The 26,173-nt window shown below is 75.5% G+C and carries 29 protein-coding genes; 17 read left to right on the forward strand and 12 right to left on the reverse strand.

Features of this window, described 5'->3' with window-relative positions:
- The first annotated feature begins 98 nt into the window (after nt 1-98).
- Complete coding sequence (locus tag O2W17_RS10275; protein WP_269192332.1) at nt 99-1,295, forward strand: glycosyltransferase 87 family protein; 1,197 nt, start codon at nt 99-101, stop codon at nt 1,293-1,295.
- Here the strand turns inward: O2W17_RS10275 and O2W17_RS10280 are convergent.
- Both O2W17_RS10280 and O2W17_RS10285 read right to left on the reverse strand, forming a co-directional pair.
- A complete protein-coding gene (locus O2W17_RS10280; RefSeq protein ID WP_269192333.1) occupies nt 1,233-2,657 on the reverse strand; it encodes a phospholipid carrier-dependent glycosyltransferase in 1,425 nt (474 codons plus the stop codon). The two genes, O2W17_RS10275 and O2W17_RS10280, sit on opposite strands and share 63 nt — an antisense overlap.
- A gap of 4 nt (nt 2,658-2,661) precedes the next feature.
- Entirely contained in the window at nt 2,662-2,925 is a 264-nt protein-coding gene (locus O2W17_RS10285; RefSeq protein ID WP_269192334.1) for a hypothetical protein, read from the reverse strand.
- 275 nt (nt 2,926-3,200) lie between these two features.
- Here O2W17_RS10285 and O2W17_RS10290 point away from each other — a divergent pair, with 275 nt between their 5' ends.
- From O2W17_RS10290 to O2W17_RS10315, 6 genes are read left to right on the forward strand one after another with little or no spacing between them, the layout of a single operon-like run.
- The gene (locus O2W17_RS10290) at nt 3,201-3,593 is read left to right on the forward strand and encodes a TOBE domain-containing protein (RefSeq protein WP_269192335.1); all 393 of its coding nucleotides are present in this window, start codon (nt 3,201-3,203) and stop codon (nt 3,591-3,593) included.
- Nucleotides 3,590-4,417: a molybdate ABC transporter substrate-binding protein gene (modA, locus tag O2W17_RS10295; RefSeq protein WP_269192336.1), complete on the forward strand. Its 828-nt coding sequence runs from the start codon at nt 3,590-3,592 to the stop codon at nt 4,415-4,417. The genes O2W17_RS10290 and modA overlap by 4 nt, the downstream gene beginning before the upstream one ends.
- Nucleotides 4,414-5,217, forward strand: coding sequence for an ABC transporter permease (locus O2W17_RS10300; protein ID WP_269192337.1), 804 nt, complete (start codon nt 4,414-4,416; stop codon nt 5,215-5,217). Before modA ends, O2W17_RS10300 begins: the two co-directional genes overlap by 4 nt.
- Nucleotides 5,214-6,260 (forward strand): ABC transporter ATP-binding protein, encoded by a 1,047-nt coding sequence (locus O2W17_RS10305; RefSeq protein WP_269192338.1) that lies wholly within the window; start codon nt 5,214-5,216, stop codon nt 6,258-6,260. Before O2W17_RS10300 ends, O2W17_RS10305 begins: the two co-directional genes overlap by 4 nt.
- Before the next feature lie 24 nt (nt 6,261-6,284).
- Complete coding sequence (locus tag O2W17_RS10310) at nt 6,285-6,872, forward strand: nucleotidyltransferase family protein (protein ID WP_269192339.1); 588 nt, start codon at nt 6,285-6,287, stop codon at nt 6,870-6,872.
- A complete protein-coding gene (locus O2W17_RS10315; protein WP_269192340.1) occupies nt 6,869-7,279 on the forward strand; it encodes a molybdenum cofactor biosynthesis protein MoaE in 411 nt (136 codons plus the stop codon). Before O2W17_RS10310 ends, O2W17_RS10315 begins: the two co-directional genes overlap by 4 nt.
- 12 nt (nt 7,280-7,291) lie before the next feature.
- Here O2W17_RS10315 and O2W17_RS10320 read toward each other — a convergent pair whose 3' ends face one another.
- From O2W17_RS10320 to moaA, 5 genes are all read right to left on the reverse strand, one after another.
- On the reverse strand, nt 7,292-8,137 hold the full coding sequence (locus tag O2W17_RS10320; RefSeq protein WP_269192341.1) for an SMP-30/gluconolactonase/LRE family protein: 846 nt from the start codon (nt 8,135-8,137) through the stop codon (nt 7,292-7,294).
- Between the two features lie 4 nt (nt 8,138-8,141).
- Nucleotides 8,142-8,651 carry a histidine kinase gene (locus O2W17_RS10325; RefSeq protein ID WP_269192342.1) on the reverse strand — a complete coding sequence of 170 codons (510 nt, stop codon included), beginning with the start codon at nt 8,649-8,651 and terminating at the stop codon, nt 8,142-8,144.
- Between the two features lie 51 nt (nt 8,652-8,702).
- Nucleotides 8,703-8,897: a hypothetical protein gene (locus tag O2W17_RS10330; protein WP_269192343.1), complete on the reverse strand. Its 195-nt coding sequence runs from the start codon at nt 8,895-8,897 to the stop codon at nt 8,703-8,705.
- A 278-nt stretch (nt 8,898-9,175) separates the two neighbouring features.
- The gene (locus O2W17_RS10335) at nt 9,176-9,424 is read right to left on the reverse strand and encodes a MoaD/ThiS family protein (RefSeq protein WP_269192344.1); all 249 of its coding nucleotides are present in this window, start codon (nt 9,422-9,424) and stop codon (nt 9,176-9,178) included.
- Nucleotides 9,425-9,429: 5 nt separating this feature from the next.
- Entirely contained in the window at nt 9,430-10,485 is a 1,056-nt protein-coding gene (gene moaA / locus O2W17_RS10340; RefSeq protein ID WP_269192345.1) for a GTP 3',8-cyclase MoaA, read from the reverse strand.
- Nucleotides 10,486-10,632: 147 nt separating this feature from the next.
- Here moaA and O2W17_RS10345 point away from each other — a divergent pair, with 147 nt between their 5' ends.
- Both O2W17_RS10345 and O2W17_RS10350 read left to right on the forward strand, forming a co-directional pair.
- Nucleotides 10,633-11,880 (forward strand): MFS transporter, encoded by a 1,248-nt coding sequence (locus O2W17_RS10345; RefSeq protein ID WP_269192346.1) that lies wholly within the window; start codon nt 10,633-10,635, stop codon nt 11,878-11,880.
- 57 nt (nt 11,881-11,937) lie between these two features.
- Nucleotides 11,938-12,795, forward strand: coding sequence for an aldo/keto reductase (locus tag O2W17_RS10350; RefSeq protein ID WP_442864546.1), 858 nt, complete (start codon nt 11,938-11,940; stop codon nt 12,793-12,795).
- 94 nt (nt 12,796-12,889) lie between these two features.
- Here O2W17_RS10350 and O2W17_RS10355 read toward each other — a convergent pair whose 3' ends face one another.
- Together O2W17_RS10355 and O2W17_RS10360 are read right to left on the reverse strand one after the other, a co-directional pair.
- On the reverse strand, nt 12,890-13,279 hold the full coding sequence (locus tag O2W17_RS10355; protein WP_269192348.1) for a GntR family transcriptional regulator: 390 nt from the start codon (nt 13,277-13,279) through the stop codon (nt 12,890-12,892).
- Complete coding sequence (locus O2W17_RS10360; protein ID WP_269192349.1) at nt 13,276-14,160, reverse strand: hypothetical protein; 885 nt, start codon at nt 14,158-14,160, stop codon at nt 13,276-13,278. Before O2W17_RS10360 ends, O2W17_RS10355 begins: the two co-directional genes overlap by 4 nt.
- Nucleotides 14,161-14,240: 80 nt before the next feature.
- On the opposite strand from O2W17_RS10360, the gene O2W17_RS10365 reads away from it, so the two are divergent.
- Nucleotides 14,241-14,729, forward strand: a complete 489-nt coding sequence (locus O2W17_RS10365) for a hypothetical protein (protein WP_269192350.1) — start codon at nt 14,241-14,243, stop codon at nt 14,727-14,729.
- A gap of 164 nt (nt 14,730-14,893) precedes the next feature.
- Here the strand turns inward: O2W17_RS10365 and O2W17_RS10370 are convergent, their stop codons facing one another.
- The gene (locus O2W17_RS10370) at nt 14,894-15,721 is read right to left on the reverse strand and encodes a DUF3097 domain-containing protein (RefSeq protein ID WP_269192351.1); all 828 of its coding nucleotides are present in this window, start codon (nt 15,719-15,721) and stop codon (nt 14,894-14,896) included.
- A 361-nt stretch (nt 15,722-16,082) separates the two neighbouring features.
- Between O2W17_RS10370 and O2W17_RS10375 the strand changes: the two genes are divergently transcribed.
- The gene (locus O2W17_RS10375) at nt 16,083-16,898 is read left to right on the forward strand and encodes a PRC and DUF2382 domain-containing protein (RefSeq protein ID WP_269192352.1); all 816 of its coding nucleotides are present in this window, start codon (nt 16,083-16,085) and stop codon (nt 16,896-16,898) included.
- Between the two features lie 75 nt (nt 16,899-16,973).
- Here the strand turns inward: O2W17_RS10375 and O2W17_RS10380 are convergent, their stop codons facing one another.
- Nucleotides 16,974-18,284: a M18 family aminopeptidase gene (locus O2W17_RS10380; protein ID WP_269192353.1), complete on the reverse strand. Its 1,311-nt coding sequence runs from the start codon at nt 18,282-18,284 to the stop codon at nt 16,974-16,976.
- Between the two features lie 66 nt (nt 18,285-18,350).
- On the opposite strand from O2W17_RS10380, the gene O2W17_RS10385 reads away from it, so the two are divergent.
- From O2W17_RS10385 to O2W17_RS10410, 6 genes are all read left to right on the forward strand, one after another.
- On the forward strand, nt 18,351-19,238 hold the full coding sequence (locus O2W17_RS10385; protein ID WP_269192354.1) for an AAA family ATPase: 888 nt from the start codon (nt 18,351-18,353) through the stop codon (nt 19,236-19,238).
- A complete protein-coding gene (locus O2W17_RS10390) occupies nt 19,231-20,361 on the forward strand; it encodes a vWA domain-containing protein (protein ID WP_269192355.1) in 1,131 nt (376 codons plus the stop codon). The genes O2W17_RS10385 and O2W17_RS10390 overlap by 8 nt, the downstream gene beginning before the upstream one ends.
- Entirely contained in the window at nt 20,354-21,475 is a 1,122-nt protein-coding gene (locus tag O2W17_RS10395; protein ID WP_269192356.1) for an XdhC family protein, read from the forward strand. Before O2W17_RS10390 ends, O2W17_RS10395 begins: the two co-directional genes overlap by 8 nt.
- Complete coding sequence (locus tag O2W17_RS10400; RefSeq protein ID WP_269192357.1) at nt 21,472-22,059, forward strand: molybdenum cofactor biosysynthesis protein; 588 nt, start codon at nt 21,472-21,474, stop codon at nt 22,057-22,059. The genes O2W17_RS10395 and O2W17_RS10400 overlap by 4 nt, the downstream gene beginning before the upstream one ends.
- 86 nt (nt 22,060-22,145) lie before the next feature.
- A complete protein-coding gene (locus tag O2W17_RS10405) occupies nt 22,146-22,862 on the forward strand; it encodes a hypothetical protein (RefSeq protein ID WP_269192358.1) in 717 nt (238 codons plus the stop codon).
- An 88-nt stretch (nt 22,863-22,950) separates the two neighbouring features.
- Nucleotides 22,951-24,840, forward strand: a complete 1,890-nt coding sequence (locus O2W17_RS10410; protein ID WP_269192359.1) for an AAA family ATPase — start codon at nt 22,951-22,953, stop codon at nt 24,838-24,840.
- A 120-nt stretch (nt 24,841-24,960) separates the two neighbouring features.
- Here the strand turns inward: O2W17_RS10410 and O2W17_RS10415 are convergent, their stop codons facing one another.
- Nucleotides 24,961-26,088 carry an NDMA-dependent alcohol dehydrogenase gene (locus O2W17_RS10415; RefSeq protein ID WP_269192360.1) on the reverse strand — a complete coding sequence of 376 codons (1,128 nt, stop codon included), beginning with the start codon at nt 26,086-26,088 and terminating at the stop codon, nt 24,961-24,963.
- Nucleotides 26,089-26,173: the final 85 nt, after the last annotated feature.

The raw sequence follows: 26,173 nt of genomic DNA on the forward strand, positions 1-26,173 counted from the left end.
GGCGGACCCGTGCTCGGACCGGCCCGGGGGAGCCGACGGGAGGGGACGGGATGACCGGCGGCGGGGTGCCGGGCGTCCGCAGCCCACGGGCGAGGGGCGTGGCGGTCGCCGCCGTGGCGCTGGTCGTGCTGGCCGGCGGCTGGTGGGCCCGGGTGCGCTGCCTCGACGGGGGCTGGGTCGGCGGCGAGCAGTACTACGGCTACTGCTACTCCGACGTCGCCCCGCTGTGGTACCGGCGCGGGCTGGACGAGGGGGCGGGGCCGTACGGCGCCGAGCCGCTGGAGTACCCGCCGGTGCTCGCGGTGCGGATCTGGCTGGCCGCCGTCCTCGCCCACGCGCTGCCGGGCACGGCGACGGTCGTCACCTTCGCCGCGACCAACGGCCTGTTCGTCGTGCTGGAGGTGCTGGCGGCCCTGGTCCTGCTGCGGCGCCTGGGCCTGGGCCCGGGCCGGCTGCTGTGGTGGGCCGCGGCGCCGGCCCTGTTCCTGTACGCCTTCTACAACTGGGACACGCTCCCGATCGTCCTGCTGCTCGGGGCGCTCCTGCTGCACCGGCGCGGCCGGAACACCGCCTCGGGCGTCGTCGCCGGTCTCGGCGCGGCGGCGAAGATCTTCCCCGGGTTCCTGGTGCCGCTGGTCGTGCTGGCGCTGCTGGCCGGCCGCCGGCCGCGCGCCGCCCTGCTGCACGGCGGCGCCGCGGCCGGCGTGTTCGTCGCGGTGCACGTGCCGGCCTACCTGCTCGCCCCGGACGGCTGGGACCGGTTCTACGAGCTGAGCAGCCGGCGCGGCATGCACGTCGACAGCCTCTGGTTCCTGCTCGCCCGGCTGGGCGGCCCCGAGCCCGGGCCGGCCGCGCTGAGCATGCTCAGCCTCGGGGTCTTCGCGGCCGGCGCCGTCGCGGTCGTCGTCCTCGGCGCCCGCCGGCGTCGTCCCGACGAGTGGTGGCAGCTCGTGCTGCCGGTGCTGGTCTGCTTCGTCCTGGCCAACAAGGTGTACTCGCCGCAGTACACCCTCTGGCTGGTGCCGCTCATGGCCCTGGTGCTGCGCCGGGCCGCGCCGTTCGTCGCCGTCGTGCTCAGCGACGTCCTGGTGCACGCGGTCGAGTTCCCGCACCTCGCCGTGCGCGAGGGCTACGGGGAGGGGCTGCCCTACCCGGTGCTCGGGGCCGCCGTCGCCCTGCGCGCCGCCGCGCTGGTCTGGGTCGCCGTCGAGGTGGTGCGCCACCCGCCGGGGTCACCGCCAGGACGGCAGCCAGTACCGGAGGTCGAGGGCGTCCCGGTCCAGCGGGATCCCTAGCCAGATCGGGGCGAAGAAGACGAAGGCGGCGACCGCGAGCACGGCCAGCGCACCACCGACGAGGCGGGGCCGGGGGCCGGCCTGGACGGCGCGGACGAGCCCGAGGGCGATGAACGGCACGACGGGCAGCATGTAGAAGAAGTAGCCGGGCTTGCCGGCGGCCAGCCAGGGCAGCCACAGCAGGACCAGCGGCACGAGGATGGTGGCGGCCACGCCGTCCCGGCGGACGGCGGCGCGCCAGAGCAGCACCGGGTAGGCCAGCAGCGCCGGCCACCACAGCGCGGGGCTGCCGACCATGGTGATCCGCGCGACCGTGCCGGGCGGGACCTCGCACTCCCCGGCCTCCTGCTGGGAAGTCGTGCAGCTCTCGGCGTAGACCAGGATCGGCCGTTCCAGCCAGCCCCAGCCCAGCGGGTCCGAGCGGTAGGGGTGGGTCGCCTCGAGGTCGCGGTGGTACTGGACGAGGTCCACCTGGGTCTGCCACCAGGTCTCCAGCCGGTCCCCGGGGCCGGTCGCGCAGTCACCCTCGGCGCAGGCGCGGGCCCCGGCGTAGCTCTCCTCGTAGTTGGCGAACCAGCCGGCGTGCGCGGTGACGTACACGGCCGCCGGCAGCACCAGCATGCTCAGGACCCCCCCGGCGGCGACGACGGCCGCGCGCCGGGTGCCACGCGCCACGCCCTCGCCGCGCCCGGCCAGTTCGGTGCCGAGCACCAGCAGCCCCGCGGCGGCGATGGCGAGCAGGCCGGACCACTTGGTCGCGACCGCCAGCCCCAGCGCGAGGCCGGCCAGCCAGCGGTACCGCGAGCCGAGGAAGGAGCGGCGCAGGGACTCGCCGGGTCCCCGGCCGGGCCGCCGGGCGTCCCGGTCCAGCAGGACCAGCCAGAAGGCGAGCGCCACGCACAGGCCCAGCACGGCGTCGAGCATCGCCAGGCGGCTGGTCGTCACCGCCAGGCCGTCCAGGGCCACCAGCAGGGCCGCGAGGGCGGCGGGCGCGGTGCGCCGGAACAGCCGCAGGCCGCTGAGGTGGACCAGCAGCACGGTCAGCGACCCGGCGACGGCGACGCCGATCCGCCAGCCGAAGGGGGTGTAGCCGAAGACCTGGATGCCGAGGGCGATGACCCACTTGCCGAACGGTGGGTGCGCGGGGCGCTCCTCCTCCACGCCGCGGGTGACGTAGTCCAGGGAGTCCGGGCCGTAGTACTTCTCGTCGAAGAACAGCCGGTCGGGGTCCCCCAGGTCCCACAGCCGCACGGCCGCGGCGACGCAGAGGAGGACCAGCGGCACCACGAACGCCGACCGCGGGCGGCGCCTGGTGGCGCCGCCCGCGGTCCGCTGCTCCGCCGACGTGGCGGCGGTGCTCACCGAGTCAGTTGTTCGTCTCGGTCTCGAACTCGGTCTCGGTCTCCGTGTCGACCTCGGTCTCGGTCTCCACGACCTCTTCCTCGGTCTCGGTCTCGGTCTCGGTCGGCTCGAGGGTCTCGGTGACCTCGGTCTCGAGCTCCTCGGTCTCCGTGAGCTCCTCGGTCTCGGTCACCTCGACGGTGCCCTCCTCCTCGCCGCAGGCGGCGAGGCCCAGGGCCAGGAAGCCGGAGAAGGAGGCGGCGGCGATGCCACGGGTCAGCTTGTTCATGTCGGATCCCTTGTTCGAGGTCATGGATGTCCGGTGTTCCACCGTCGGGCGTCGTGGATGTCCGGACGCATCTCTTCCATGTCCGCTGAGGCGCGGCCTATTCGGCATCGGGTGGTAACGACTTCGTGACGAAAGAATGTGAGCAACGATGTGGCGTCGTCGTGGGTCGGCGCCCGGTCTGCCGGGTATCGATTCTCGCCTCTCGACATGCGGCGATCCGCAGCTGCGGACTCACCGTCTTCCGGTATCCGCAGATGCGGATCTATGCTGCACCCGTGCCCGCCAGCTACCGGATCGCCGAGGCCGCCGCGCTGCTCGGCGTGAGTGACGACACGGTCCGCCGCTGGATCGACTCGGAGCGGCTGACCGCCTCCCGCGAGGGTGGCGGTCCGGCCCTCGTCGACGGCGCCGAGCTGGCCCGGGTCGCCGTCGGCCGGCGCGACGCCCCGGCGCCCGGGACGACGCCGTCGTCGGCCCGCAACCGGCTCACCGGCATCGTCACCCGGGTCGTGCGCGACACCGTCATGGCGCAGGTCGAGCTCCAGGCCGGGCCGTTCCGGCTGGTCTCGCTGATGTCCCGCGAGGCGGCCGACGAGCTGGGCCTGGAGCCGGGGGTGCGGGCGGTCGCGACGGTGAAGGCGACCCAGGTCAGCGTGGACGTGCCGTGAGGTGGCGGTCGGGCGCGCTGCTCGTCGCCGGGCTCGTCCTGGGGGGGTGCGGGAGCGCCGCCGGCGACGCGCCGCCCGGGGTGGCCGAGGGAGGGCCGGCAGGGCCGGGCGATCCCGGCATGACGGGCACGCTCACCGTGCTCGCGGCGGCCTCGCTCACCGACGTCTTCGCCGACCTGGAGGAGCAGCTGGAGGCCGCCAACCCGCAGCTGGAGGTGCGGTTCAGCTTTGCCGGCAGCTCCACGCTGGCGGCCCAGGTGCTGCAGGGTGCGCCGGCCGACGTGCTCGCCACCGCCGACGAGGCGCAGATGGCGCGGGTGGCCGACGCCGGGCAGGTCGCCGATCCGGCGGTGTTCGCGGAGAACCCGCTGGTGCTGGTGGTGCCGGCGGGGAACCCGGCCGGCATCGACCTGCCGGCCGGCGGGGACGGGGTCCCGGGCCTGGCCGACCTGCTCCCCGCGGACCTCACCCTCGCCGTCTGCGCCCCCGAGGTGCCCTGCGGAGCGGCCGCCGAGGAGGTGCTCGCCGCCTCGCGCACCCCGGCCGCCCCGGACACCTACGAGGACGACGTCCGCGCCGTGCTCACCAAGGTGGTGCTGGGCGAGGTCGACGCCGGGCTGGTCTACCGCTCCGACGTCCGCGCCGCGGGGGACGACGTGCGCGCGTTCGACTTCCGCGAGTCGTCCGCCGCCGTCAACCGCTACCCGATCGGCGTCCTCGAGGGCGCGGGCAACCCGGTGGCGGCGCAGGCGTTCGTCGACCTGGTGCGCTCGGCGGAGGGGCAGCAGGCGCTGGCCGACGCCGGGTTCTCGCCGCCGTCGTGAGCCGCACCCGCGAGACCACCCGGGTACCGGCGCCGCTGCTGCTCCCGGCCGCGCTCGCCGTCGCCTTCCTGGTCCTGCCGCTGGTCGGCCTGCTGGTGCGCACGCCGTGGTCCGAGCTCGGCGCGCAGCTGGCCGCGCCCGGGGTCGGGGAGGCGCTGCGGCTGTCGCTGGTGTCCGCCACGCTCGCCACCGGGCTGTCGCTGCTGCTCGGCGTCCCGCTGGCCTGGGTGCTCGCGCGCTCCCGCGCCCGGGGCCGGTCGGTGCTGCGGGCACTGGTCACCGTGCCGCTGGTGCTGCCGCCGGTGGTCGGCGGGGTGGCGCTGTTCCTGGTCTTCGGACGGCAGGGGATCGTCGGCTCCTGGCTCGACGACACCTTCGGCGTCACCCTCCCGTTCACGACCGCCGCCGTGGTGATCGCCGAGACGTTCGTGGCCATGCCCTTCCTCGTCATCAGCGTGGAGGGGGCGCTGCGGGCGGCGGACGGCCGCTTCGAGGACGTCGCCGCCACCCTCGGCGCCGGCCGCTGGACCACCTTCCGCCGCGTCACGCTGCCGCTCGTCGCGCCGGGCATCGCCGCCGGGGCGGTGCTGTGCTGGGCCCGGGCGCTGGGCGAGTTCGGCGCGACGATCACCTTCGCCGGCAACTTCCCCGGCACCACGCAGACGATGCCGCTGGCGGTCTACCTGGCGCTGCAGCGGGACCCGGACGCGGCGATCGTGCTCTCCGTGGTCCTGCTGGCGGTCTCGCTGGCCACCCTGCTGCTGCTCCGGGACCGCTGGCTCGGCCGGGCGGCGGCATGAGCCTGACCGCGACGGTCGACACCCGGCGGGGGACCCTGCACCTCCGGGTGGCGGTCGAGGTCGCCGACGGCGAGGTGCTCGCCGTCCTGGGCCCCAACGGGGCCGGGAAGTCGACGCTGGTGCGCGTGCTGGCCGGGCTGCTGCGTCCCGACGCCGGCCGCGTCGTCGTCGACGGCGAGGTCTGGGACGGCGACGGCGCGTCCGTCCCCGCCCACCGGCGGCGCCTGGGCATGGTGTTCCAGGACGCGCTGCTGTTCCCGCACCTGAGCGTGGCCGACAACGTCGCCTTCGGGCTCCGCACCCGCGGGACCGGCCGGGCGGCCGCACGGGCGGCCGCGGAGGGGTGGCTGACCCGCGTCGGGCTCGACGGGCTGGGCGGCCGGCGGCCCGCCGAGCTCTCCGGTGGGCAGGCGCAGCGGGCGGCGCTGGCCCGCGCGCTGGTCGGCGACCCGGCCCTGCTGCTGCTCGACGAGCCGCTCTCGGCGCTGGACGCGCGCACCCGGCTGGCGGTCCGGGCCGAGCTGCGCCGGCACCTGGCCGGGTTCGTCGGGAGCACGGTGCTGGTGACCCACGACCCGGTGGACGCGATGGCGCTGGCCGACCGCGTCGTCGTCGTCGAGGAGGGCCGGGTGGTGCAGGCCGGGACCCCGGCCGACGTCAGCCGCCGTCCGCGCACCGACTACGTGGCCCGGCTGGTCGGGCTGTCCCTGCTGCCCGGCACCGCCAAGGGCCGGCTGGTGCGGCTCGACGGCGGGGGAGCGGTGGCGGTGGCGGAGGAGGCGGCCGGCCCGGTGTTCGCGGCGGTCCGCCCCGAGTCGGTGTCCCTGTACGCGTCGCGCCCGGACGGCAGCCCGCGCAACGTCTGGCCCGCCCGGCTGGTCGGGGCCACCCCGCACGGGGCCACGGTGCGCTGCGAGCTAGCCGGGGAGGTCCCGCTGATCGCCGACGTGACCGCTGCCGCCTTCGCCGAGATGGGGCTGACCCCGGGCGCCGAGGTGTGGGCCAGCGTGAAGGCCTCCGAGGTCGCCGTCTACGCCCGCTGACCCGGGCCCTGGGAGGGTGGACGGATGAGTGCTCCCGTCGTCGCCGCCGTCGTCCTCGCCGCGGGAGGCGGCCGCCGCTACGGGATGCCGAAGGCGCTGGTCGAGTACGAGGGCAGCCTGCTGGTCGAGCGGGCGGTGGCGACGGCGGCGGCCGCGTGCGACCCGGTGCTGGTCGTGCTCGGGGCCCGCGCGGTCGACGTGTGGCGCAGCGCGAGCCTGGGGGACGCCGTCGTGCTGGCCAACAAGGACTGGGAGACCGGGATGGCGTCCTCGCTGCGCACCGGCCTGGACGGTCTGCGCGGCTGGCCCGGCCGGGTCGACGCGGCGCTGGTGACCCTGGTGGACATGCCGGGGATGACGGCGGAGGCGCTGGCCGCCGTGGCCGCCACCGCCGCGCCCGACGCGCTCGCCGTCGCCACCTACGACGGCGTCCGCGGCCACCCGGTCCTGCTCGGGCGCGACCACTGGGCCGGGGTGGGGGAGACGGCGACCGGCGACGAGGGGGCCCGCCGCTACCTGGCCGGCCGGGACGTCGTCGAGGTGGACTGCACCGGGCTGGCCGATCCGGCCGACCTCGACGTGCCCCCGCCCGGAGTACCTTCGGCGCCGTGATCGCACGCGTCGTCGACGAGCCGCTGTCCGTCGCCGAGCACGAGGACGCCGTCGCCGACAAGGCCGCCGGCGCGGTGGTCTCCTTCGCCGGCGTCGTCCGCGACCACGACGGCGGCCGCTCGGTGACCGAGCTCGAGTACGTGGGGCACCCCAGCGCAGCCGACGTGATCACCGAGCTCGTCGAGGAGTTCGCGGCCCGGCCCGGCGTGCACGCCGTCGCCGTCAGCCACCGCGTCGGGCTGCTCGGCATCGGCGACGTCGCCCTGGCCTGCGCCGTCAGCACCTCCCACCGCGGCGCGGCGTTCGCCGCCTGCGCGGAGCTCGTCGACGAGGTGAAGAAGCGGCTGCCGATCTGGAAGCGGCAGGTCTTCACCGACGGCGAGGAGGAGTGGGTCGCCTGCCCCTGAGGGCGCGGCTCCTCAGCCGGCGAACTCCCGCGCCGGCCGGCCCGGCACGTCGACGCGCACGTGGAACAGCGAGCCGGCCAGCGGGTCGTCGTCCGGACCGAGGCCCTCGCGGGAGGTCGTGACGAACAGCCGGTCGAGGTCGGGCCCGCCGAGCGTGCAGGCCGTGACCTTGGCGGTCGGGACCTCCACCACCGCGTCGCGGCGGCCGTCGGCGTCGTAGCGGTGCACGGTGCCGCTGCCGTACAGCGCGACCCAGACGCCACCGGCGCTGTCGACGGTGAGGCCGTCGGGGTTCCCGTCGTCCGGGAAGCGCACGAACGGGCGGCGGCCGGTCAGGCCGGTGTCCCGGTCGTAGTCGAAGACGTCGATGCGGTGGGTGGCGGTGTCGGCGTAGTAGGCCCGCGACCCGTCCGGGCTCCAGTCCAGGCCGTTGGAGATCGTGAGGTGGCCCAGCTCACGGGACACGGTGCCGTCGGGGTCCAGCCGGTACAGCGCCGCCGCGCCCGGCCGCTGGTCGTAGGCCATCGATCCGCACCAGAACCGGCCGTCGGGGTCGCACCCCCCGTCGTTCATCCGGATCGAGCGGTCCTCCCACACCGGGTCGAGGGTCGTCCGCGTGCCGTCGGCGCCCAGCAGGGCGAACCCCCGCTCCACGGCGACGACGGCCCCACCGTCCCGGCGCGGCCGGACCGCCGCCGCGACGTCGCCCACGTGCTCGCGGCGGACCGTTCCGTCCGCGTCCAGCGCCAGGACGTCGCCGGCGAGCATGTCGACCCACCGCAGCCCGCCCCAGGACGACGACCAGACCGGTCCCTCGCCGTGGTGGCAGACGGGACCGGTCAGCTGTTCGGCGAGCACCCCGTCAGCACACCACCTCCTGGCCGGGCTCGCCCGCCAGCCGCGGCGGGTCCCAGCCCGCGGCCATCAGCGTGCTGAGCATGCGGGCGGCGGTCTCGACGACGGAGAGCTCCCGGGCGGCGCTGCGCGGCTTGGCACGGTAGGCCACCCCGCACAGCGTCCCGAACAGCTGCAGGTCCCGCGTGACCAGCGGGATGCCGACGTAGGCGGCGATGTCGCGCAGGGGCCCGGTCGTGCGGGAGGCGTACTGCGGGACGGCGGCGGTCACGGTGGCCAGCCGGGGAGCGTCGCCCTCGATCATCTGCCGGCAGAAGCTGCGTTCCCACGGCAGCTCCATGCCGGGGCGCACGGATCGGTCGGGATGGGCGAGGAGCACGATCTGCCGGTCGCCGACCACCTGGGTGATCATCCAGACGTCCCAGCCCACGTGGTCGGCCAGGAAGGCGAGCACGCCCTCCGCGGCCGAACACCAGTCCGGCCACGGCGCGACGTCCGCGATGCCTGCCGGAACCATGCCGTCCGTTATTCCCCGCAGCGGGGGCGCCCAACCGCCGGAGAGCCGGGATCAGCGCGCGCCGGCGAGCCCGTCGTCGTCCCGCTTCTCGCCGCGCTCGAGCTCGGCCTCCTCGGCCTCCGCCTCGAGCCGGTGGGCCTCGCCGTCGATCTTCGCGGCGTCGTCGCCGTGCGACTCCCCGTACAGCTCCACGCCCCGGCCGTACAGCTCCTCGGCCTTCGCCTTCGCCTTGTCAAAGATGCTCATGCGTCCCATCCTCCCGGACCCGACGACCTCCCGGCGAGAACTGTCACTTCCCGGCGCCCTGGTCGGCTTCCGCGGCCCGGTCCGCTCCTCGCTCCGAGCTGACGGAGCCTCCGCGGTCGCTCCGCTCCTCGCTCGCTGGCGCTCGCTGCGATGCTCACTCCCTGTCGGCACCGGCCTCGCTGCGATGCTCCCGGGCCTGTCAGCCTCCGGCGCCCTGGTCGGCTTCCGCGGCCCGGTCCGCTCCTCGCTCGTTCCTCGCTGCGATGCTCCCGGGCCTGTCAGCCTCCGGCGAACGGCGGCAGCACGTCGACCACCGACCCCGGCGCCAGCGCGGCCGCCCGGTCGCGGGTCTGCGTGCCGTCGATCAGGAAGGAGCAGGCGGTGAGCACCCGCTCCAGCCGCTCGCCGTGGTCGGCGACGATCTGCCCGACCAGCTCGTCCAGGCTGCCGGCCTCCCGGGCCTCGGTCTCGACGCCGGCGGCGGCCCGCGCCCCGGCGAAGTACCGCACGGTGACGGTCGACGACATGGTGCTCAGCCCCCGATGGCCGACATCGGCCGGTTCGGCTGCAGGAACGAGGGGTCGTCGATGCCGTGGCCGGGCAGCTTGCCGAGGGTGGCGATCCGCCAGCGGTCGGCGATCTCCTGGTCGGTGGCCCCCTCGCGCAGCGCCGTCCGCAGGTCGGACTCCTCGCGGGCGAACAGGCAGTTGCGGATCTGCCCGTCGGCGGTGAGCCGGGTGCGGTCGCAGGACCCGCAGAACGAACGGGTCACCGAGGCGATCACCCCGACCGTCGCGGGGCCGCCGTCGACCAGCCACCGCTCGGCCGGGGCGGAGCCGCGGGCCTCGGTGTCGGGCGTGAGCGCGTGCGCGGCCGAGAGCCGTTCGAGGATGTCCTCGGCGGTGACCATCTCGCCACGGGTCCAGGCGTGGTGGGCGTCCAGCGGCATCTGCTCGATGAAGCGCAGCTGGTAGCCGCGCTCCAGGCAGAAGTCCAGCAGCGGGACGGCGTCGGCCTCGTTGATCCCGCGCAGCAGGACGGCGTTGACCTTCACCGGCGTGAGCCCGGCCGACTGCGCGGCCGCCAGCCCGGCGACGACGTCGTCGAGCCGGTCGCGGTGGGTGAGCTGCTTGAACCGGTCGCGGTCGACGGTGTCCAGGCTGACGTTGATCCGGTCCAGCCCCGAGGCGGCCAGCGCCGGCGCCACCCGGGCCAGGCCGATGGCGTTGGTGGTGAGGCTGACCTCCGGGCGGGGGCGCAGCGCCGTGACCGCGGCGACGATGCCGACCAGGCCCGGTCGCAGCAGCGGCTCGCCGCCGGTGAAGCGGACCTCGCGGATGCCCAGCTGCTCGACGCCGATGCGCACCAGCCGGATGATCTCCTCGTCGGTGAGCACCTCCACCTTGGGCAGCCAGTCCAGCCCCTCGGGCGGCATGCAGTAGGTGCAGCGGAGGTTGCAGCGGTCGGTGAGCGAGACCCGCAGGTCGGTGGCGGTGCGGCCGTACCGGTCGACCAGGCCGCCGGAACCTGCGGTGCCCGCGCCCGCGGCGCGCCGCACCGTCGGATCGGGGAGCGAGGCGCTGGTCATGGGCCGAATGTAGCCGCGACCGCCGACGGATGTGGCCGGGAATGACGACGACCTCCCGGCGGCGGCGTTGCTACGGTCGCACCGCCACCCGAGAGACCGGCGGAGGACGTCCCGCACTCGCCTGTGGCCAGGAAGCGCGAGAGAACCGTGTCGGCCCGCACCGTCTTCAATCCCTACCGTCGCCTGTTCGCCGTCCCGGGAGCGCTGCCGTTCTCCCTCGCCGGCGGGGTGGGGCGCCTCCCGGCGCCCATGCTCGGCCTCGGCGCGGTGCTCCTGGTGGCGCAGGAGACCGGCAGCTACGGCCTGGCCGGCGCGGTCTCCGGCAGCCTGGCGCTCAGCTACGGCATCGCCGGGCCGCAGTGGGCCCGCGCGATGGACCGGCGCGGGCAGCGGACGGTCCTGCGCTGGGCGATGGCGGCGTTCCTGCTCACCGGCGCCGGGTTCGTCGCCACCGTCGTCGCCGGTGGGCCGCTTTGGAGCTGGTTCCTGCTGGCCGCGGCGGTGGGGGGCAGCAGCCCGAACATCGGCTCGCTGGTGCGGGCGCGGTGGTCGGCGGTGCTCGACCCCGCCGGCCGGCAGACCGCGTTCGCCTTCGAGGCGGTCGCCGACGAGGTCGCCTTCGTCATCGGCCCGCCGCTGGTGACCCTCCTCGCCACGCTGATCGCCCCGTCCGTCGGCTTCCTGACCGGCGTGGTCCTGGGCGCCGTCGGCGGGCTCTGGCTGGCCGCCCTGCGGGACACCGACCCGCCCGCGCACCCGGTGGTCGCGGGTTCCCGGGCGCCCTGGTGGGCGGTGCTGACGCCGACCCTGCTGGTCGTCGTCGCCACCTACCTCGCGGTGGGCACGGTGTTCGGCGCCCTCGACGTCGTCGTGATCGCCTTCGCCGAGGCCGAGGGGGCGCCTGCGCTGTCCGGGGCGGTGCTGGCCGTCTTCGCCGCCGGCAGCCTGCTGGCCGGGCTGGTCTACGGCGTGGCGCCGCTGCCGGGCACGCTCGCCGCCCGGTTCGTCGGGACGGCGGTCGCCTTCGGCCTGGCCGCCCAGCTGCTGTGGGGCGTGGGCTCGCTGCCCGTGCTCGTGGGCTGCGGGTTCCTCGCCGGCCTGACCATCGCACCGGTCCTGGTCTCGGGGACGACGCTGGTGGAGTCCCGCGCCGTGCCGGGCGTGCTCACCGAGTCCCTGGCCTGGACCATCTCCGGGCTCACCCTCGGCGTCACCGTCGGCTCGGCGGTGGCCGGAGCGGCGGTGGACGCCTGGGGCGCGCAGAGCGCGTTCGCCGTGCCCGCCGGCGCGGCAGCGGCGGCCGCGCTCTTCGCGGTGGCCGGCGGCCGGGCGGTGCGGCGGGGTCCTGCCGGTGGCGTCGACCACCTGCGGGTTGAGCGGCCGGTCGGCGGGTAGCCGGGAACGAGGCCGATCGCGCACAACCGACCGCGCGGCCTCCCCGAACCGGAAGGAATGCCTGTGGCTGCCACGCCCGCCCCCGCAGTGCCCACCATCGCCCTGAACAACGGCGTCGAGATCCCGCAGCTGGGCTTCGGCGTCTACCAGATCCCGCCGGACCAGACCGCCGAGGCGACCCGCACCGCGCTGGACATCGGCTACCGGCACATCGACACCGCGCAGATGTACGGGAACGAGGCCGAGGTCGGCCAGGCCGTCCGCGAGTCCGGGATCGACCGGTCCGAGATCTTCGTGACCAGCAAGCTCAACAACAACAGGCTGGAGCGCGACGACATCCTGCGCTCCTTCGACCAGGGTCTGTCGGACATGGGCTTCGACTACCTGGACCTCTTCCTCATCCACTGGCCGCTGCCCGCCGCGAGCGACTACGTGGCCCGGTGGAAGGCGCTCGAGGAGATCTACGCCAGCGGCCGCGCGAAGGCCATCGGCGTCTCGAACTTCCAGCCGCACCACCTGCGGAACCTGTTCGGCGCCTCGGACGTCCGGCCGGCCGTGAACCAGGTGGAGATCCACCCTTTCCTGGTGCAGGACGAGCTGCGCGCCTTCGACGCCGACCACGAGATCGTCACCGAGGCGTGGTCGCCGATCGGGCAGGGGCAGGTGCTCGGCGACCCGGTGATCAGCAGGATCGCCCAGCAGCTCGGGAGGTCGCCGGCGCAGGTGACGCTGCGCTGGCACATCCAGCGCGGGGACGTCATCTTCCCGAAGTCCTCGTCCAAGGACCGGATGGCGGAGAACTTCGCCCTCTTCGACTTCGAGCTCGACCAGGAGCAGATGACCGCGATCACCGCGCTCGACCGCGCCGGGCGCATCGGCCCGGACCCGGACCAGTTCAACTGGATCCCGAGCTGACCTGACCGTCCTGGCTCACCTCTCGGGGTCCTGGCTCGCGTCCGACCGTGAGCCAGGACCCCGGGTGATCAGGTGACCTGATCACCAGGGCCCCTCAGCCGGTCGCGGTCCGCAGGAGGGCGGCGCGGACGACGGCCACCACGGTGGCGTCGTCCACGCCGTCCTCCCGTGCCGCCCGGGCCAGCGCGTCCGCGGCGGCGCGCACCCGGTCCTGCACGCCGGGGACCGGGGCGCCCCCGGTGACCACCGTGCCGGTGCGCCGCCGGCTGGCCACCAGCCCGGCCGCCTCCAGCTCCGAATAGGCGCGCGCCACCGTGCCGACGGCCACCCCCAGGTCGGCGGCGAGCGCGCGCATGGTGGGCAGCCTCGCCCCCTCGGTGAGGACCCCGCCGTGCACGAGGGCGGCGATCTGACCGCGGATCTGCTCGTAGGGCGGGATCGGGCTGCCGACGTCGACGGTGAGGGCCGGTGGCTCCGGGCTCATGCCGCGGCCGGCACGCGGTCGGCCGGGACGCCCGGCGCGCGCCAGCACGTGACGACCACGCCGCCGACCATCGCCGCGAGGCCGGCCAGGGCCGCCACCGCGGGCCAGGCGTCGAGCCACGCGCCGGACCCGGCCGAGCTCGTGCCCAGCCCGTGCAGTGCTGTCCCGCCCACGAGGAGGAGCCCGCCGGCGACGACGAGGGTGACGCCGGCGGCGACGCGGAGCACGCGGTGCGCGGAGGCGCGGCGCAGGGCGTCCTCGATCCGCTCGTCCTCGGTGGCCACCGCCGGGCGCTGGGCGACCACCCACAGGGTCAGCGCGACCGTGACCGCGAGCGCCAGCAGCCCTCCGGCGGCCGGCCCGCCGTAGAAGAGCCCGGGGAAGGGGCTCGCCCTGGCGGAGGAGACGGCCTCGACCGAGTAGGTGACGCTGCGCCCGTCCGGGGCGGCGAGGAGCGCCCCGCCGACGACGGTGAGCACGGCGAGTCCGGCGGCGCCTCCGGCGGTGCGCACCAGCCACCGCGGCGCGGCGTGCAGCAGCCCCCGCCGCACCAGCCGGGCCCGCCGCACGTCCCCGGCCGGTCGCGGCCAGGTCAGCTCGCCGAGTGCCAGGACGCCGACGTGCACGACCCCGAACGTCAGCAGCGTGAGCAGGACGGTGACGCCCAGCCCGCCCGGTGCGGTGTTGCCGACCTCGGCCTCGAGGACGACCACGGCCGCGGCCGCGCCGAGGACGTACGCCGCGGCCGCGGTGCGGGTGGCGTGCCGGCGCGCGGCGGCGACGGCGTGCTCCCGGCTGGGCGGCGACCGCCGGGCCAGGCCCGCACCGACGACCACGGTGGTGACCAGCACCAGCAGCAGCAGGAGCGGTGCACCGGCCACGACGTCCTCCACACAGTCAATGAATCAAGCCATTGACACAATGGTGGAACGGCGGGCCGGCTGTCAAGGAGGTCGTCAGCGTGGCCCCTTGCCCGGAGGGCGCCGTCGTGGCGACGCCGTGGCTGCTCGCCCCGCTGGCCCGGTGGCTGCCGGCCGCGCGGCTCATCGCGGTCCGGGACGCCACCCGCGACCGGACCCGCACCGCCTCGGCCTTCGCCGCCGTCACGGTCACCGTCGCCGCGGTGACGACGATGGCCATCGGCAGCCGGAGCGAGAGCACGCAGGACCGCCGCGACCACGTCGCCCAGGCGCCGATGGGCGCGGCCGTGGTGACCCTCTTCCAGACCGGCGAGGAGGGTTGGGTCGCCGTCGAGGGGATCGTGGTCGACCAGCTGCCCGGCTCCCCGGTGGGGCGGATCGGGTCCCTCGCCTCCGCCGAGGGCGAGCCTCGCTCGCTGACGTCGACCGGCTCGCGCTGGCCGACGCCCGGCCTGACCTGGCCACGCTCGCGGCGATCGGGGCCGCGCCCCGGACGCGCCGGCTCATCGCCATGGGATCGGCGGCGGTGATCGGCGTCGGCGGTGCGCTGCTCGGCCTGCTGGTGGGCGCCGGACCGGGGGTCGCGGTGGCGCACCCGACGGGTGAGGCCGACCGGCATCCTGGCTCACCGTTCGGGGTCCTGGCTCACTGTCGACGGTGAGCCAGGACCCCGAACGATCAGGTCACCTGATCATCAATCGGTGGTGACGAAGTCGATCAGCTCCTCGACGCGGCCGATGAGGGTGGGCTCGAGGTCGGTCCAGACCTTCACGTGGGCGAGGATGCGCTGGGCCCACACGTAGCCGGTGTCGTCCTCCCAGCCCAGCCGCCTGCAGACGCCGGTCTTCCAGTCCTCGCCCCTCGGCACGGTCGGCCAGGCCTCGATGCCGACGACGGACGGCTTCACCGCCTGCCAGATGTCGATGAAGGGGTGGCCGACGACCAGCGCGTGGGCGCCGGGGGTCCCCCCCGTCCTCATGACCTCAGCGGCGATGCGCGACTCCTTGGAGCCGGTCACCAGGTGGTCGACGAGCACGCCGAGCCGGCGCCCGGACGACGGCCGGAAGTCGCGCACGATCCCGGGCAGGTCGTCGACGCCGTGCAGCGGCTCGACGACGACGCCCTCGATCCGCAGGTCGTGCCCCCACACCTTCTCGACGAGCTCCGCGTCGTGCTTGCCCTCGACGTAGATCCGGCCCTCGCGCGCCACCCGGGCGCGGGCGCCGGCGACGTAGGTCGACCCCGAGGCGCTGCGCTGCGGGCCCGACGGCGCCTGCTGCTTCGGCCGCACGAGCACGACCGGCCGCCCGTCGACCCAGAAGCCGGGCCCGAGCGGGTAGGCCCGCACGCGGCCGAAGCGGTCCTCGAGGTGGACGACGTCCTTCTCGCAGCGCACCACGGCGCCGACGAACCCGCTGCTGGGATCTTCGACGACGACGTCCTTGAGCGCCTCGACCTCGGGGCTCGGCTGCTTGCGCGTGCGCGGGTGGACCAGGTTGTCGTACGGCGAACGGGGAGGCACCCCTCCATGCTGGGCACCGCCACGCGGGTCGTGCGGGCGACGCGCCGAGCGGGCCTGCGGCCGGTGCGATCCGGACCGCTCCCGCACGACACGCCCGGGCAGTGCTGAACGACGCAGAGTCACGAACGGTCCTACCGTTGGTCCGTGCAACGGTCTACCCCGTCGCACGCCCTGGACCCCCGTGTGACCTGCGTCGATGCCCCTGTACGAGCCGGCGACGCCACCGGATCGCGTCGTCCGGAGGCGCCGACCGTGCGGCCTGGCGCGCAGGCAATCTCGATCCGGTCGTTTCGCGGCGATCATCCCGGTCACCCATCTCTGCGACGCACGATTCCCCGAGCTGGATAGGAGCGACAAGACGATGATCGGCACCGACACCATCAGCCGCGTGATCGGCCAGGACGTCCACGACACCGAGGGTCAGAAGATCGGGTCGGCCTCCGAGGTCTACCTCGACGACGAGACGGGTCAGCCCGAGTGGGTCACCGTGTCGACCGGCCTCTTCGGCACGAAGACCTCCTTCGTCCCCCTCCGCGACGCCGACCTCACCAACGACGGCCTCCGCGTGAACGTGACCAAGGACCGCGTCAAGGACGCGCCCAAGATCGACACGGACGGTCACCTCTCCCCGCAGGAGGAGGAGGAGCTGTACCGGTACTACGGCCTGGGCACCGGCACGACCGGCACCACCGAGACGCGTACCCAGACGACGGGCGTCGCCGGCACCACCGGCCGGACCGACACCGACCGGACCGACACCGCCGGCACGGTCGGCCACGACACCTCCGGTCCGACCACGGACAACGCCATGACCCGGTCCGAGGAGCAGCTGCACGTCGGCACCCGCACCGAGGAGACCGGCCGCGCCCGGCTGCGCAAGTACGTGGTCAGCGAGAACGTGACCGAGACCGTCCCCGTGAGCCACGAGGAGGTCCGCCTCGAGCGCGAGCCCATCACCGACGGCAACGTCGGCAACGCGATGGACGGGCCCGCGATCAGCGAGGAGGAGCACGAGGTCGTGCTCCATGGCGAGCGCCCGGTCGTCGAGAAGGAGGCGGTCCCGGTGGAGCGCATCCGCATGGACAAGCAGACCGTCACCGACCAGACCCAGGTGAACGAGACCCTCCGCAAGGAAGAGGTCGAGATCGAGGGTGGCGACGACAACCGTCGCGTGTGACCCTCTCCCGGCGCGCGCGCCGGGGCACTGACGCACGGCGGCCGACCGAGACCAGACTCCGGTCGGCCGCCGTTGTCATGCGAGGAGGGATCGGTCCCGCAGGCAGGCGGTGAGCGCGGCGACCATCAGCGGGACGTCGCGGGCCGACGCCAGCTCGCGGCACGAGTGCATGGCGAGCATGGGCGCCCCGATGTCGACCGTCGTGATCCCCAGCCGGGTCGCCGTCAGCGGACCGATCGTGCTCCCGCACGGGAGGTCGGCCCGGGTGACGAACGTCTGCACCGGGACGCCGGCGTCGTCGCAGCGCTCGGTGAACCAGCCGCCGGAGGCGGCGTCGGTGGCGTAGGCCTGGTTGGCGTTCACCTTCAGCACGGGCCCGCCGCCCAGCGCCGGCCGGTGCGCCGGCTCGTGCCGCTCGGCCCGGGTCGGGTGGACGGCGTGGGCCATGTCGGCCGACACCAGAACCGAGCGGGCCAGCGCACGGTGCACCGCCTGCCCGTCCGCCGGGTCGGTCGCCGCGGCCAGCCGCTGGACGACGTCCTCGAGGAAACTGCCGCGGGCGCCGGACATGGAGCCGCTGCCCACCTCCTCGTGGTCGTTGCAGACCAGCAGCTGGGTGCGCGGACCCGCCGGCGCCGCGAGCAGCGCCAGCAGCCCGGAGTGGCAGCAGGCCAGGTCGTCCAGCCGGGGCGCGGCCACCCAGGACCCGTCCGCGCCGGCTCGCGACGACGGCTGCGTGTCGGCCAGCACCAGATCGGTGCCGACGACGTCGCCGACGCCCACCCCGGCCTCGGCGGCGAGCGCCTCGGTGAGCCCGGGGCCGGTGCCCAGATCCCGGTCCCACACGGGCACCAGGTGCTGCTGCGGGTCCAGCGTCAGCCCCTCGCGGACGCTGCGGTCCAGGTGGATGGCCAGGGACGGCAGCCGCAGCGGCGCGCCGGGCAGCCGGACCAGGGCGGTGACCCCGCCCCGCAGGACGAGGCGCCCGGCCACGGTGAGCTCCCGGTCGAGCCAGGTGTGCCAGAGGCCGCCGCCGTAGGGCTCGACGCCCACCAGCCGGTACCCCGACTGCCGGACGTCGGTGCGCGGGCGCACCTTGAACGTCGGTGAGTCGGTGTGCGCGCCGACCAGCCGCATCCCGGTCTCCGCCAGCGGGCCGCTGCCCAACCGGAAGGCGATCAGGCTGCCGTGGCGGACCACGAAGTGCTGCCCGCCGGGCGCCGGGGCCCAGGAGTCGGCCTCGGCCAGCTCGGTGAACCCGGCGGCACGCAGCCGGCGCGCCAGCTCGGCGACGGCGTGGGACGGGGACGGCGAGGCGTCGACGAACGCCCGCAGGTCGTCGCCGAGGGCGAGCTCGTCGGTCGGGGCGGCATCCGTCGTCGGCATGCGGCCATCGTGCCCGACGCCCGGGCGGGGGCGCGGGAGGAAGCGTGCAGGTGGGATGCTCGCCGGGTGAGCCAGCCCACCATCCCCGGGAGTCCCGTCGAGCTGTCCGCCGCGCTGCAGGGCACCGGCTACCTGCCCGACGAGGGGTTGGCCACCGCCGCCTACCTGGCGCTGGCCATGCACCGCCCGCTGTTCCTGGAGGGGGAGGCCGGCGTCGGGAAGACCGCGCTGGCCCAGGCGCTGGCGCAGATCACCGGCCGGCCGCTCTACCGGCTGCAGTGCTACGAGGGGCTCGAGGCCAGCCAGGCGCTCTACGACTGGGACTTCGGCCGCCAGCTGCTGCACCTGCGGGCCGCCGAGGCCGCGCACGCCGCCGACGACCCCGAGCGGCTGGAGGCGTCCCTCTACGACCGCCGCTTCCTGCTGGCCCGGCCGCTGCTGCAGGCGCTGGAGGACTCGCCGAGCGTGCTGCTCGTCGACGAGGTGGACCGCGCCGACGACGAGTTCGAGGCGTTCCTGCTCGAGGTGCTGAGCGACTTCACCATCTCCATCCCCGAGCTCGGCACGGTGCGCGCGCAGACGCCGCCGCTCGTCGTCCTCACCTCCAACCGCACGCGCGAGGTGCACGACGCGCTCAAGCGCCGCTGCCTCTACCACTGGCTGGCGCACCCGGACTTCGACCGCGAGGTGGCGATCCTGCGCCGCCGGCTGCCGGAGGTGACCGAGCAGCTGGCCCGGCAGGTGGCCCGGGCGACGTCGACGCTGCGCACCCTCGACCTGCTGAAGCCGCCGGGCGTCGCCGAGGCCATGGACTGGGCGACGGCGCTGCACACCCTGGGCGCCCGCGACCTCGACCCCGACCTCGCGGCCCGCACGCTCGGGGCGGTGCTGAAGTACCGGGAGGACACCGAGCGGGTGCGGTCGCTGGCGCCGGAGGCCCTCTTCGGTGGCTGACGGTCCGGGAACGGCGGAAGGGCGCGACGTCGTCGACACCGTCCTGGGCTTCGCCCGCACGCTGCGGCACGCCGGCGTGGCCGCCTCGCCGGACCGGGTCGAGGCGATGCTCGGCGCGCTCGGCCACCTCGACGTCCTCGCGCCGTCCGCCGTCTACTGGGCCGGCCGGCTGACGCTCTGCTCCGGCCCGGACGACCTCGACCGCTACGACGCCGCCTTCCTCGCCTGGTTCTCCGGGCGCCGGCCGCGACCGGCCCCGCCGAGCGCGCAGGTGCCGCCCAGGCTGGCCGCGAGCGCGCCGCTGGACGCGGGCACCGGCGAGGGCGACGACGACACCGACACCCCCGACCTGGCCGCGCGGGCGAGCGCCGACGAGGTGCTGCGGCACCGGGACGTGGCCGGGCTGACCGACGCCGAGCGGGCGCACCTGCGCCGGCTGTTCGCGCTGCTCGTGCCCGCCGCGCCGATGCGCCCGGCCCGGCGGCGGCGCCCGGCGGCCCACGGCGGGGTGCACCCGGCCCGGACGGTGCGGCGGGCGCTGCGCGACGGCGGGGAGATCAGCCGGCTGATGCACCGGCGGGCGCGGCCGCGCCCCCGCCGGGTGGTGCTGCTGATCGACGTCTCCGGGTCCATGACGCCGTACGCCGACGCGCTGCTGCGGTTCGCGCACGTCGCGGTGCGGGCCCGGCCGGGATCGACCGAGGTGTTCACCATCGGCACCCGGCTGACCCGCGTCACCCGCGAGCTGCGGCTGCGCGACCCCGACCGGGCGCTGGCCGCGGGCGGGCAGGCGATCCCGGACTGGTCCGGCGGCACCCGGCTCGGCGAGGTGCTCAAGGCGTTCCTCGACCGCTGGGGCCAGCGCGGCACCGCGCGCGGGGCGGTGGTCGTCGTCTGCAGCGACGGCTGGGAACGCGGGGACGCCGGGCTGCTGCGGGAGCAGATGGCCCGGCTGCGGCGGCTGTCGCACGCCGTGGTGTGGGTGAACCCGCACAAGGGCCGGACGGGGTACGAGCCCCTCACCGGCGGGATGCAGGCGGCGCTGCCGTCGGTGGACCACTTCGTGGCCGGGCACAGCATGGCCGCGTTCGAGGAGTTGTCGGGAGTGATAGCGCATGCGTGATGTCCTGGACGACCTGGTGGGCTGGTGGCAGGCCGGGGAGACCGTCGGGGTGGGCACGGTGGTGGGCACCTGGCGCTCGGCGCCGCGGCCGGCCGGCGCCTCGATGCTGGTGGGACCGGACGGGACCGCGGTCGGCAGCGTCTCCGGCGGCTGCGTCGAGGGCGCGGTCTACGAGGAGGCCAAGGACGCCGTCGAGACCGGCGAGCCGGTGCTGCGCCGCTACGGCGTCAGCGACGACGACGCCTTCGCGGTGGGGCTGACCTGCGGCGGGATACTCGACGTGTTCGTGGAGCCGGTGTCGCGCGAGTCGTTCCCGGAGCTCGGCGAGGTCGCCGAGTCGGTGGGGCGGCACGAGCCGGTCGCCGTCGTCACCGTGGTGGCCGGCCCCGACGACCGGCTGGGCCGGCGCCTGGTGCTGTGGCCCGACCGGGCCTCGGGGACGCTGGGCTCCGGGCGGCTGGACGCCGCGGTCGCCGACGACGCCCGCGGCATGCTGGCCGCCGGGCGGACGGCGCTGCTGCACGTGGGCCACGACGGCGAGCGGCGCGGCGACGACCTGACCCTCTTCGTCAACTCCTTCGCCCCGGCGGCCCGGATGGTCGTGTTCGGCGCGATCGACTTCGCCGCCGCCGTCGCCCGGGTGGGGGCGTTCCTCGGTTACCGGGTGACCGTCTGCGACGCCCGCCCGGTGTTCGCCACCGCCAAGCGGTTCCCGGAGGCGCACGAGGTCGTCGTCGAGTGGCCGCACCGCTACCTGCAGGCCGAGCTGGAGGCGGGGCGGATCGACGAGCGCACGGTGCTGTGCGTGCTCACCCACGACCCGAAGTTCGACGTCCCGCTGCTCGAGGTGGCCCTGCGCGCCCCGGTCGCCTACGTGGGCGCGATGGGCTCGCGGCGCACGCACGACGAGCGGATGGCGCGGCTGTCCGAGGCGGGGCTCACCGCCGAGGAGCTCGGCCGGCTCGCCTCGCCGATCGGTCTCGACCTGGGCGCCCGCACCCCGGAGGAGACGGCGGTGTCGATCGCCGCCGAGATCATCGCCGGGCGCTGGGGCGGCACCGGCGAGCGGCTGGCCGAGGGAGACGGCCCGATCCACCGCACCGCCGAGCGGTGAGCGCGGACCCCGCCCTCCCGTACCGCTCCGACGTCGAGGTCGTCGGGCTGCTGGCCTCCCCGGTGCACCGCTACGACGGCCGGCCCGGGGCGACGGTGCCCGCGCAGGCGGCGGACCGGCGGGAGAGGCTGGAGGTCCGCGCCGGCATCGGCGTCGTCGGGGACCGGTACGCCGGGAAGCCCGCGCACCGGGACGCCCAGGTGACCGTGCTGGCGGTCGAGTCGCTCGAGACGCTGGCCGCGGAGCTGGGCGTGGCGCCGTTCGACCCGCTCCTGGGCCGGCGCACCGTGGTGCTGCGCGGGGCCGAGGTGGAGGCGCTGCGCGGGGTGGAGTTCTCCCTCGACTGCGGCGAGGGGGTCGTCCTCCTGCGCGGTGGCCGGCCCCCACCGTGCGCCTGGATGGACACGGTGCTGGCGGCGGGGGCGCACCGCGGGATGCGGGGCCGGGGCGGGGTGCGGTGCGCCGCGCTGTCCGACGGGGTGCTGCGGCTCGGGCCGGCCGTGCTGCGCAGCGCCGTCCTCCTGGACCCCGCGGCGGCCGGCCGGGCGCGGCCGGTGGCTCCCCGGCGCCGGGGAGAGGCCTGAGGCACCCGACCCGGCACCGCCGGGTCGCCGGGGAGCACCATGGCGGCCGGGTGGGGCGCCGGGCTCCGCGGAGGGCGAGGGGAACCATGCACATCAGGAAGCTCGCCCTGGCGGGCGCCGCGGCCGTGCTGCTCGCCGGGTGCGGCGGCTCGGAGGACGCCGGCAGCGAACCGTCGGCCGGCGCCACCCCGGAGAGCGGCAGCGCGCTGGCCCGGCAGGAGGCGGGCGAGGTCGTCGACGCCGCGTTCACCGCCCTCGAGGAGGCCGGGTCGGCGCGCGTCACCGGGTCCATCGCGGAGAACGGCAGCACCCAGGAGCTCGACCTGCAGCTGCAGGGCGAGGACTCCCAGGGCTCGCTCACGACGGAGGGCCGCACCGTCGAGCTGGTCTACACCGGTGGCGCCTCCTACGTGCTCGCCCCGGCCGAGTTCTGGGCCTCGTTCGGCATGCCCGCAGAGTTCGCGAGCCAGCTCGACGGCCAGTGGGTGCTCATGCCCGAGGAGGCGGCCGGCTCCTTCAGCACGCTGACCCTGCCCGGGCTGGTCGACGAGCTCCGGTCCTCCGCCGGCGACCAGGCCACCGGGGAGGTCAGGAGCGACGAGCTGGACGGCGAGCCGGTCGTCGTCGTCACCCAGGCCGACGGCAGCACCCTCACCGTCGCCGACGACGAGGACGCCCCGTACCCGCTGCTGATCGAGGACCTCGGCGACAGCCCCGCCACGGTCGAGTTCAGCGAGGTCGGGCAGGAGTTCGCCATCACCGCCCCGGCCGACCCGGTCGACCTGGACACCCTCGGCGGCTGATCCGGCGCCGTCCCAGCGGGGCCCCCGCGCGCGGGCCCCGGTGGGACGGGCACGATGGGCGCGCGTGCCCGTCCAGGAGAGGAGCCCGGTGAGCGTCGAACCCGTGGTGCCCGGCCCGGTCATCGGCCTGCGGCGGGAGCGCGAGGTGCTCTCCGTCGCGCTGCGGACCAACCGGCACGTCGTCCTCGAGGGGCCGCCGGGGACGGGCAAGTCCACCCTGCTGCGCGCCATCGCCGGCGAGGCCGGGCAGGACGTCGTCTTCGTCGAGGGCAACGCGGAGCTGACCCCGGCCCGGCTGGTCGGCTCCTACGACCCCGCCGCCGTGATGGCCGAGGGCTACGTGCCGGGCAGCTTCACCGACGGGCCGCTGCTCACTGCCATGCGGGGCTCGGGCCTGCTCTACCTCGAGGAGCTCAACCGCATCCCGGAGGAGACCCTCAACGTCCTCATCACCGTCCTGACCGAGGGCGAGATCGCCGTTCCGCGGCTGGGCACCGTGCGGGCCACCGCGGGCTTCCGGCTCATCGCGGCCATGAACCCGTTCGACGCGATCGGCACCGCGCGGGTCGGGCAGGCGATCGCCGACCGGATGTGCCGGGTGGTCCTCGGTTACCAGGACGAGCCCGCCGAGCGGGCGATCGTCGAGGCGGTCACCGCCGCGGAGCCGCGGCCGGTGGCGCTGGCGGTCCGGCTGGTGCGGGCCACCCGCGACCACCGCGACCTGCGCACCGGGTCGTCGGTGCGCGGTGCGATCGACCTGGTCCTGCTGCTCGGCGGCCTGCTGGACCTGCGCGCCGTCGCCGGCCTGGACGACGACGGGGCGCGCGAGGCGGCGCGGGACGCGCTGCACGCGGCGCTGTCCGGCCGGATCAAGGTGACCGAGGGGGTCGAGCGGACGCCGGAGAGCGTCCTCGACGAGATCCTGGACCGCGTCTGGCCGGTCGACGCCGGGCCGCCGCCCGACGGGGCGCCCGGCGCACCCCCGGCCCCCGCGGGGGACGGCCCGGGAAAAGCGGGAGGCCTGCCGCCTGAGGCGGCAGGCCCGGATGCAGGGGGCGCCCCGCGGGAGCGCCCGGGGCGGCGCGGCCCGCGGCAGACCTCGCGGCGTGAGCTGGAGCTGCGGCACGCCTCGTTCGACGAGGTCAGCCCCGAGGTGGGGGAGCTGGACGAGGACGCCTTCGCCGCGGTGATGGGCGCGGATCCGGACGCGGCGGCCGCGCTGCTGGCCGATCTGGCCCTGGCCACCGACCGCGAGCTCCGCTCGGCCGCGCGCCGCCTGGCGGCGCGGGTGTTCGTGCAGGTCGGCCGGGTGGGCAGCGCCCGTGTCCGGGGGACCCGGCGCCTGTCGCCGATCCGCGGCGGGGACGGCGACCTGGACCTCGACCGCACCCTGGACCGCTGGAGCGGGCCGTGGCCGCCCGCGCCCGAGGACACGGTGACCCGGCGGTGGACCGGGTCGCGCCGTGCGGTGTGCCTGGTGGTCGACCGGTCGGGCTCGATGAGCGGGCTGGGGGTGGCGATCGCGGCGGTCGCGGCCGCCGGAGTCGTCCTGGCGGCCGGTGAGCGGCTGGAGACCAGCGTGCTGGCCTTCGCCGACCGGGTGGAGGTGCTGCAGCAGCACGGCCGGCACCGCTCAGCCGAGGACCTGGTGCTCGCCCTGGTGGGGTTGCGCGGGCACGGGACCACCGACGTCGCCGCGGCCCTGCGAGAGGCGGCCGCGCAGCTGCGGACGGCGGCGCACGCCGACGAGCGGGTCGTCGTCCTGCTGTCGGACTGCCTGGCCACCGCGGGCGACGCCGCCGAGTCCGCGCTGGCCGGCATCGACCGGCTCGACGTGCTCTGCCCGCTGCCCGACGGCGGCCCCGAGGAGGAGGCGCTGACGGCGTCCCGGGCGCTGGCCGCCCGTGGTGGCGGGTCGGTGGCCCCGGTCCGGTCCCTCACCGACCTCGGCCCCGCGCTCACCCGCCTGCTGGCCTGAGGCTCCGGGTCCGGGAACGGGCTGGGGAGGTGTCCCCCGGACAGTCCGTCTCTGCCCACCCTGGCTGGGCAGAGACGGACTGTCCCGGGACGACCTACCGGGGCCGGATGAGCGGTGTCCTCAGCGGTCGGCGTCGGTGTAGACGATCATCCCGCGGATGTTCTTGCCGTCGCGCATGTCCTGGTAGCCCTGGTTGATGTCCTCGAGGGAGTACTTCGTGGTCACCAGTTCGTCGAGCTTGAGCTGGCCCTCCTGGTAGAGCGAGAGCAGCTCGGGGATGGCGTTGCGCGGGGCGAGGCCACCGAAGATGGCCCCCTGCAGGTCCTTCTGCAGCAGGGTCAGCTCGAACAGGCTGAGCTTGACGTCGACGTTGGCGGCGTTGCCCATGCCGGTGACGACGGCGCGGCCGCCCTTGCCGGTCACGCTGAGCGCGGCTGCGACGTCCTCGCCTTGGATGTCGCCGACGGTGATGATCGTCTTCTCCGCCATCCGGCCCCAGGTCAGCTCGTTGATGGCGGGGGTGGCCTCTTCGATGTTCGCGAAGGTGTGGGTCGCGCCCATGTCCATCGCCCACTCGCGCTTCTGCGCCACCGGCTCGATGACCATGACCCGCTTGGCGCCGGCCGCGGCCGCGCCCTGGACGGCGTTCATGCCGACACCGCCGACGCCCATGATCACGACGTTCTCGCCGGGGCGGACGTCGGCGACCTTGGTGGCCGACCCCCAGCCGGTGGTGACCCCGCAGCCGACCAGCGCGGCGACCTCGAGCGGGATGTCCGGCTCGATCTTCACCACCGAGGCCTGGTGCACGGTCATGTACGGGGAGAACGTGCCGAGCAGGCACATCGGGATGACGTCCTTGCCGCGGGCCTGCACCCGGTAGCTGCCGTCGGAGATCGACGTGCCGGCCAGCAGGTTGGCGCCCAGGTCGCAGAGGTTCTGCTGCCCGCGCGAGCACGGCGGGCACTGCCCGCAGGCCGGGATGAACGCGGTGACGACGTGGTCGCCCTCCTTGAGCCCGCTGACCCCCGGCCCCACCTTGGTGACGACGCCGGCGCCCTCGTGCCCACCGATCACCGGGTAGAACGCGACCGGGGTGCCGCCGGTGACCAGGTGCTCGTCGCTGTGGCACAGACCGGATGCCGCGAGCTGGACCTGGACCTCGCCCTCGCGCGGATCCCCGATCTCGATCTCCTCGACCGACCACTCCTCGCCCACGCCCCACAGGACCGCGCCCTTGGTCTTCACCCAGGTATTCCTTCCGTCGTGCCCGCGTCGTCGCGGGTGCCCCGGCACACGCCGCCACGGCGTGTGCAGTGCATCACAGCCTGCG

The sequence above is a fragment of the Blastococcus sp. VKM Ac-2987 genome, assembly GCF_026967805.1.
GTDB lineage: Bacteria > Actinomycetota > Actinomycetes > Mycobacteriales > Geodermatophilaceae > Blastococcus.

Excerpts from the sequence above, each read along its gene's own strand:
- O2W17_RS10285 (WP_269192334.1), bottom strand. The coding sequence starts at position 2,925 with ATGAACAAGCTGACCCGTGGCATCGCCGCCGCCTCCTTCTCCGGCTTC.
- O2W17_RS10305 (WP_269192338.1), top strand. The coding sequence starts at position 5,214 with ATGAGCCTGACCGCGACGGTCGACACCCGGCGGGGGACCCTGCACCTC.
- O2W17_RS10310 (WP_269192339.1), top strand. The coding sequence starts at position 6,285 with ATGAGTGCTCCCGTCGTCGCCGCCGTCGTCCTCGCCGCGGGAGGCGGC.
- O2W17_RS10325 (WP_269192342.1), bottom strand. The coding sequence starts at position 8,651 with ATGGTTCCGGCAGGCATCGCGGACGTCGCGCCGTGGCCGGACTGGTGT.
- O2W17_RS10330 (WP_269192343.1), bottom strand. The coding sequence starts at position 8,897 with ATGAGCATCTTTGACAAGGCGAAGGCGAAGGCCGAGGAGCTGTACGGC.
- O2W17_RS10335 (WP_269192344.1), bottom strand. The coding sequence starts at position 9,424 with ATGTCGTCGACCGTCACCGTGCGGTACTTCGCCGGGGCGCGGGCCGCC.
- moaA (WP_269192345.1), bottom strand. The coding sequence starts at position 10,485 with ATGACCAGCGCCTCGCTCCCCGATCCGACGGTGCGGCGCGCCGCGGGC.
- O2W17_RS10350 (WP_442864546.1), top strand. The coding sequence starts at position 11,938 with ATGCCTGTGGCTGCCACGCCCGCCCCCGCAGTGCCCACCATCGCCCTG.
- O2W17_RS10355 (WP_269192348.1), bottom strand. The coding sequence starts at position 13,279 with ATGAGCCCGGAGCCACCGGCCCTCACCGTCGACGTCGGCAGCCCGATC.
- O2W17_RS10375 (WP_269192352.1), top strand. The coding sequence starts at position 16,083 with ATGATCGGCACCGACACCATCAGCCGCGTGATCGGCCAGGACGTCCAC.
- O2W17_RS10380 (WP_269192353.1), bottom strand. The coding sequence starts at position 18,284 with ATGCCGACGACGGATGCCGCCCCGACCGACGAGCTCGCCCTCGGCGAC.
- O2W17_RS10395 (WP_269192356.1), top strand. The coding sequence starts at position 20,354 with ATGCGTGATGTCCTGGACGACCTGGTGGGCTGGTGGCAGGCCGGGGAG.
- O2W17_RS10405 (WP_269192358.1), top strand. The coding sequence starts at position 22,146 with ATGCACATCAGGAAGCTCGCCCTGGCGGGCGCCGCGGCCGTGCTGCTC.